Genomic DNA, 6,704 nt, shown 5'->3' with positions numbered 1-6,704 from the left:
GCTTGAGGTCGAGCGCCAGCAACAGGCCGCGGCCGCGCACCTCGCCGAGGCCATGCCGGGCCGAGACCTTCTGCAACTCGCTTTCGAGCAGCAGGCCGGTCTCGGCGACCGTCTTCAGGAAGTCCGGCTTGCTGACCTCTTCCAGGACCGCAAGCCCCACCGCGCACATGATCGGGTTGCCGTTGAACGTGCCGCCCTGGTCGCCGTGCTCGAAGCAGGAGGCGCGTTCTGTGGCGAGCAGGGCGGCCAGCGGCACGCCGCCACCGATGCCCTTGCCGAGCGTCATGATATCCGGCGCGATGGCGGTGTGCTCGTAGTGGAAGAGCTTGCCGGTCCGGCCCATGCCGGTCTGGATCTCGTCGAAGATCAGCAAGAGGCCATGCGCTTCGGTCAGTGCGCGCAGCTCCTGCAGGAACTGATCGGTCGCGGGCCACACGCCGGATTCGCCCTGGATCGGCTCGAGCATCACCGCGACGGTGTTGTCGTTGATCAGCCTTTCGACCGAGGCGATGTCGTTGAGCTTCGCCTTCTTGAAGCCGGCGACCTTGGGCTCGAACAGCGGCTCGAAAGCCTTTTTGCCCGAGGCGGACATCGTCGCCAGCGTTCTTCCGTGGAAGCCGCCTTCGAAGCTGATGATCTCGAACGCGCCGCCCTTGTGCAGGCTGCCATATTTCCGCGCGAGCTTGATCGCGCCCTCGTTGGCTTCCGCGCCGGAATTGGCGAAAAACACCTGGTCGAAAGCGCTGCCAGCGACGAGCAACTTCGCGAGCTTGAGGCTCGGCTCGTTGTAGAAGGCCGGGCTCGGCGTCAGCAGCCGCTTGGCCTGCGCGGTCAGCGCGTCGGCAACCGCCGGCGGCGAGTGGCCGAGACAGTTCACAGCCCAGCCCTGCACGAAATCGAGATAGCGCTTGCGACCGTCGTCCCAGAGGTAGGAGCCGGCACCGCGGACGAACACGGCCTTGGGCCGTGCGGTGATGTCCATCAGCGCGTCATACGGATGGGTGGCGATGGTCATGTCGAACTCCTCTGGAGGCGGGTGGAAAACGGGCGCAAAAAGCAGAAAGGCCGCACCTTGCGGGTGCGGCCTTCTCGAAGACTTCAGCTGAATTCAGTGGTTCAGCGGCGTCGTCGGACATGGCGCACCCTCTCATCGTCGCGGGAGCGACGGCGGAGCATTTCGGTGCGCTGGTGGGTCCGAGAGTTGATCATGGGGCGCGTCCCTACAGCCGAATGGCAGGACTTGTCAAGCGGCCGTTTTGCAAAATGCCCGTCGGGCGTGTGTCAGTCACGCCGGCTGCGCGGCTTCTTCACTGAATGCCGTAGTGCGCGAACTCATTGGCGATGCCGGCCTTGATCGCTTTGGCGGCCGCAATGTCGCGTTCAGCGCCTTCGTTGTCGCCCTTCTTCCGTTTCGCAAGTCCACGGCCGTAGAGCGAGCTGTCGTAGCCGGGTTTTGCGCTCAGCGCCGCGTCATAGTCGGCAATCGCCGCGTCGAGATTGCCGAGCTTGAGATAGGTGAGGGCGCGACTATCAAGCGTCTCGGGATCGTTGGGAGCCATTTTCAGCGACTGCTCGCAATCGGCCAGCGCCTCCTGCAAGTGGCCGAGGATCGCGTGGGTCATGCAGCGCGAGTTGAACACGCCGGAATAGCTCGCGTTCGCCTTGATGGCGCGGTCGTAGTCCTCCAGAGCCCGTGCATAGTCGTGCTCGTCGAAATACATGTTCGCGCGGGCATAGAAATCGCGGTCGTTGTCCGGGCTGAGCTGGAGCGATCTGGCGAAGTCGGCCAGCGCGCGGGCGCGGTCGCCGCGATCGCGGAAGATGCGCGCGCGGTTGCCATAGGCCGGGCCGTAAGCGGGATCGAGCTTGATCGACATGTCGAAATCGGCGAGGGCGCGGTCGGCCTCGCTGCGCTCGCGATAGGCCGTGCCCCGGTTGAAATAGGCGAGCGCGAATTTCGGATCGAGCTTGATGGCCTGGTCGTAGTCAGCCATCGCGCGCTCGTAGTCGTTCTTGTCGATGAAGGAGTTGCCGCGATTGTTGTAGTAGAGCGGGTCGCGGGCATTCAGCCGGATGGCGCGCGTGTAATCGGCAATGGCACGATCTTTATCGCCGAGATCGTCATGGGCAATGCCCCTGTTGTACCAGAGGTCGGGATGTCTGGGATTGAGATCGATCGCACGGTTGAAGTCCGCCAGCGCGCGTGCGGCGTCGCCCTTTCGCCGAAGCATCTCGCCGCGATTGGCGAGAGCATGCACATCGTTGGGATTGGCCTTGAGCACGGCCGAACAACCCTCGATGCGCTGCTCCTCGGTGCCCCTGTCGTCGTCCTCATAGCACCATTGACGCAGCTGTGCGGCCGACGGGGATCGCGCCGCGGCGGGCGCGGACAGCGCTAGCATGGCCATGGTGAGGCCGATTGCCGAAAGCTTGAACCAAATTCCTGATGTTTCGTCGTATTTCATTGTGTACCGCGCCGAAACCATTGCGTCTCTAGCGTGTTTGTGATCGAAGCACTCGACTTGGTTCGAACCGAATGCACGACGGCTCAGACCAAGAGGGACGGGACCAACCAGACAGTTTTCAGCCTTGTCCGATACGCCTTATCCGATCGACCTCGACAGCATTCGCGGCGCGTTTCCGCCCGGCATCGAAGCGCCTCCGCTGCTGGTCGACTTTGCCGCATGGCTCAACGGGCGCCCGTGGGGCAGCGTCGGCTGCTTCTCCTTGCAGGGGCAGTTCTCCGATCATGCGCCGATCATCGACGGCAGTTCCTTGCGGGACAGGTTTTCGCTGTTCATGCGGCTGCCGGATGGTTCGGCCGTCGGCGGCTGGTACGGCGCAGGTCTCGACCGCGACAATCCGCCGATCGTGGGGCTAGGGTCGGAGGGCGACTACGAATTGCTGGCGCCGAGCCTCGATGGTCTGCTCGCCAAACTGACGTCGCAACAATTCGACAATGCCTGGAGCGATCTCAAGCCGCATGACGAGGTCGAGTGCCAGACGGTCGAGCTCGCGCAGTGGCTCGCCGGACGACCCCATGGCGAGCCGCCGCCGGACGACAATTCGTCGGAGCTGCCCGACTTCCGCGGCTTCGTGGAAAAGTGGAGCCGGGATCGCGAAGACTACTGGGCCAGTCACCGGTTGATGGCCGAGCTCGGCTGGCGGCTGGCCGCGCATCTGCCCAAGGGCAAGAAGCCCTGGGACAAGACGCGCTTCGAGGTCGCCATCGTCGGCAAGCAGTACGAGGCGCGCGTGCTCTCGCGCGGGCCCCAGCCGTTCGAGGAAGCTGCTTCAATCGAATCCCTGCTGCGCGATCTGCGCGAGGAGATGCGTCGTGCGCAGCCCGAGCTGGGGCTGTGGTACGCGATGAATTTTGGGCTCTATGCGGACGGCCGCGTCATGCCCAATTTCGAATACGATGTACGCCCGACGATCGACGGCGAGCCGGCGACATTGTCCGAAGCGCAGGCCGATCTCGCCCGTGCTCCGCGCCCGGAGCGCTGGGTGCCGAAATGGCTGGCGTAATTGCCTCTCCAACGTCATTGCGAGCGTAGCGAAGCAATCCAGACTGCCACTACGGACGCATTCTGGATTGCTTCGTCGCAAGGGCTCCTCGCAATGACGGAGGGCCTTAAAACCCCGCGACGCTGCCGTGCAGATCGTATTGGTCGGCGCGCTCGATCTTGGCGGTGACGATCTCGCCGACGCGCAAGGGGCGGCGGCTCGTTAGATAGACTGCGCCGTCGATCTCCGGCGCATCGGCCTTGGAGCGGCCCTTGGCGACGGTCGGGCCGACCTCGTCGATGATGATCTGCTGGCGCGTACCGACCTTGCGCTTGAGCCGGCGCGCGGAGATCTTCTGCTGGCGGGCCATCAGCGCGTTGTAGCGCTCCTGCTTGACCTCTTCCGGCACCGGGTTCTCGATCGCATTTGACGTGGCGCCGGCCACTGGTTCGTATTTGAAGCAGCCGAGGCGGTCGATCTCGGCTTCGTCCAGCCAGCCGAGCAGATAGGCGAAGTCGGCGTCGGTCTCGCCGGGGAAGCCGACGATGAAGGTGGATCGCAGAGCAAGATCCGGACATTCCTCGCGCCAACGCTTGATCCGCGCCAGCGTCTTGTCCTGAGCCGCCGGGCGCTTCATCGCCTTCAGCACCTCGGGGCTCGCATGCTGGAACGGGATGTCGAGATAGGGCAGCACCTTGCCCTCATTCATCAGTGCGATGACCTCGTCGACATGCGGGTAGGGGTAGACATATTGCAGCCGCACCCAGGCGCCGAGTTCACCGAGCTCACGCGCGAGATCGAGGAATCTGGCGCGGACCTGGCGGTCCTTCCACGGGCTCTCGGCATATTTGAGATCGACGCCATAGGCCGAGGTGTCCTGCGAGATCACCAGGAGCTCCTTGACGCCGGCACCGACCAGGCGCTCGGCCTCGCGCAGCACGTCGTTGGCGGGGCGCGACACCAGATCGCCGCGCAGCTTCGGGATGATGCAGAACGTGCAGCGGTTGTTGCAGCCCTCGGAGATCTTCAAATACGCGTAGTGCCGCGGCGTCAGCTTGATGCCCTGCGGCGGCACCAGGTCGAGATGCGGATTGTGGGCGGGCGGCAGCGCGCGGTGCACGGCGTCGAGCACGCTCTCATATTGCTGCGGGCCGGTGATGGAGAGCACGCCCGGATAGGCCTGCTCGATCTGCTCGGGTTCCGCGCCCATGCAACCCGTTACGATCACCTTGCCGTTCTCGGCCATGGCCTCGCCGATCGCCGAGAGCGATTCCTGCTTGGCGCTGTCGAGGAAGCCGCAGGTGTTGACGATGACGATATCAGCCCCGTCATGCTTGCGGGCGAGCTCATAGCCCTCGGCGCGCAGGCGCGTGATGATACGCTCGGAATCCACCAATGCCTTGGGACACCCGAGCGACACGAAGCTGACCTTGGGCGCAGCCGTCTGATCCATATCTGATCTGCCTGATTGACCGGCCTGAGCTAGTCCCAATTGCCCACAATTACAACCCTTTGCAGGTCGTTCCGGCGTGCTATGGATGAATCACCCGCCGTGAGTGAGCAATGAGCGCCGAACAGTCGCCCAAAATCGTAATCGTCGACGAAAGCCCGATCCGGGCTGCGATCCTGGAGGAGGGATTGCGGGAGGCCGGATTCACGCAAGTGGTCCATATCCGCGAGATGCAGAGCCTGCTCGCCCGTATTTATGCGGTGGACCCCGACATCATCCTGATCGACCTGGAGAACCCCAGCCGCGACGTGCTGGAGGCGATGTTCCAGGTCAGCCGCGCCGTGAAAAGGCCGATTGCGATGTTCGTCGACCAGAGCGATTCAGCCTCGATCCAGGCCTCGGTCGAGGCGGGGGTATCCGCCTACATCGTCGACGGGTTGAAGAAGGAGCGCATCAAGCCGATCCTCGACCTCTGCGTGTCCCGCTTCAACGCCTTCGCCAAGCTCCAGGAAGAGCTGGAGCGCACCAAGTCGCAGCTCGAGGACCGCAAGATCATCGAACGCGCCAAGGGCATCCTGATGAAGGTGAAGGGCCTCACCGAGGACGAGGCCTATGTGCTGCTGCGCTCCACGGCGATGCGCGAGAAGAAGAAAATCGGCGAGATCGCGCAGTCGATCATCACCGCGTCGGAGATGCTGAAATGACTGCTCCCCTCCGCATCGGGTTCATTCCGCTGGTCGATGCCGCAGCCCTGATCGTTGCCGTCGACAGGGGGTTCACTGCCGCCGAGGGGCTCGACGTCGAACTGGTGCGCGAAGTCTCCTGGTCCAACGTTCGTGACAAGCTCAATATCGGCCTGTTCGACGCCGCGCATCTCTTGGCGCCCGTGGCGATCGCGTCCTCGCTCGGGCTCGGTCACGTCAAGGTGCCGATCGCCGCGCCCTTCAATCTCGGCATCAACGGCAACGCGATCACGGTCTCGCCCGCGCTCCACGCAGCGCTGATGGAGGAGATCGAGGGCGATCGTTTCGATCCGCTCGCCACGGCGAAAGCGCTGGCACGGGTGGTCGCCAAGCGCCGCAAGGCCGGCGTGGATCCGCTGACTTTCGGCATGACCTTTCCGTTCTCGACCCACAATTACCAGCTCCGGTTCTGGATGGCCGCGGCCGGCGTCGATCCCGACGAGGACGTCCGCCTCGTTGTGTTGCCGCCGCCTTACATGGTCGACAGCCTCGCCAATGGCCACGTCGATGCATTCTGCGTCGGCGCGCCCTGGAATTCCGTCGCGGTGGATCTCGGCATCGGTCACATCCTGCATTTCGTCTCCGACATCCTGGCGCATGCGGCGGAGAAGGTGCTGGCGGTTCGCCAGGTCTGGGCCGACACGCATCCGGACGTGGTCGCCGGCCTGGTGCGTGCGGCGGTGAAGGGGGCTGAGTTCATCGAGCAGCCCGCGAACCTGGCCGAGGCGGCGCATATCCTGGCGCAGCCCGAGCGGATCGGGGTCGACGCCGAGGTCATCCAGCGCACCCTGACCGGACGCCTGAAGATATCCCCTGACGGTACCTTCCGCGAAAGCGGCCGCTACCTCCTGGTGGGGCGGGAAGAGGCAGGGCGCCCCGATCCGGTCCAGGCCGCCTGGCTCTATGCGCAGATGGTGCGTTGGGGGCAGACCGCGCTTAACCCCGAGGGCGTCAAGACCGCGATGGCCGTGTTCAGGCCCGACCTCTACGACGCGGCCCTCGGC

6 protein-coding genes are annotated in these 6,704 nt (G+C 64.3%); 3 read left to right on the top strand and 3 right to left on the bottom strand.

Annotated features, from left to right (window positions below):
* Together MOV74_RS27780 and MOV74_RS27775 are read right to left on the bottom strand one after the other, a co-directional pair.
* A partial coding sequence (locus tag MOV74_RS27780; RefSeq protein ID WP_246929776.1) for an acetylornithine transaminase occupies positions 1-1,015 on the bottom strand: 1,015 nt, incomplete at its 3' end.
* A gap of 292 nt (positions 1,016-1,307) precedes the next feature.
* A complete protein-coding gene (locus MOV74_RS27775) occupies positions 1,308-2,465 on the bottom strand; it encodes a tetratricopeptide repeat protein (RefSeq protein WP_246929775.1) in 1,158 nt (385 codons plus the stop codon).
* A gap of 124 nt (positions 2,466-2,589) precedes the next feature.
* Here MOV74_RS27775 and MOV74_RS27770 point away from each other — a divergent pair, with 124 nt between their 5' ends.
* On the top strand, positions 2,590-3,528 hold the full coding sequence (locus MOV74_RS27770; RefSeq protein ID WP_246929774.1) for a hypothetical protein: 939 nt from the start codon (positions 2,590-2,592) through the stop codon (positions 3,526-3,528).
* Positions 3,529-3,634: 106 nt separating this feature from the next.
* Here the strand turns inward: MOV74_RS27770 and rimO are convergent, their stop codons facing one another.
* Complete coding sequence (gene rimO, locus MOV74_RS27765; protein WP_246929773.1) at positions 3,635-4,960, bottom strand: 30S ribosomal protein S12 methylthiotransferase RimO; 1,326 nt, start codon at positions 4,958-4,960, stop codon at positions 3,635-3,637.
* Positions 4,961-5,070: 110 nt separating this feature from the next.
* Here rimO and MOV74_RS27760 point away from each other — a divergent pair, with 110 nt between their 5' ends.
* Both MOV74_RS27760 and MOV74_RS27755 read left to right on the top strand, forming a co-directional pair.
* Positions 5,071-5,661 carry an ANTAR domain-containing response regulator gene (locus MOV74_RS27760; RefSeq protein WP_008564898.1) on the top strand — a complete coding sequence of 197 codons (591 nt, stop codon included), beginning with the start codon at positions 5,071-5,073 and terminating at the stop codon, positions 5,659-5,661.
* A partial coding sequence (locus MOV74_RS27755) for a CmpA/NrtA family ABC transporter substrate-binding protein (RefSeq protein ID WP_246929772.1) occupies positions 5,658-6,704 on the top strand: 1,047 nt, incomplete at its 3' end. The genes MOV74_RS27760 and MOV74_RS27755, both read left to right, overlap by 4 nt.

The organism is Bradyrhizobium sp. SHOUNA76 (assembly GCF_023006445.1).
Classification (GTDB): Bacteria; Pseudomonadota; Alphaproteobacteria; order Rhizobiales; family Xanthobacteraceae; genus Bradyrhizobium.
The sequence above is the reverse complement of the archived record's forward strand: the minus strand, read 5'-3'. Positions and strand labels throughout refer to the sequence as shown.

Excerpts from the sequence above, each read along its gene's own strand:
- MOV74_RS27775 (WP_246929775.1), bottom strand. The coding sequence starts at position 2,465 with ATGAAATACGACGAAACATCAGGAATTTGGTTCAAGCTTTCGGCAATC.
- rimO (WP_246929773.1), bottom strand. The coding sequence starts at position 4,960 with ATGGATCAGACGGCTGCGCCCAAGGTCAGCTTCGTGTCGCTCGGGTGT.
- MOV74_RS27760 (WP_008564898.1), top strand. The coding sequence starts at position 5,071 with ATGAGCGCCGAACAGTCGCCCAAAATCGTAATCGTCGACGAAAGCCCG.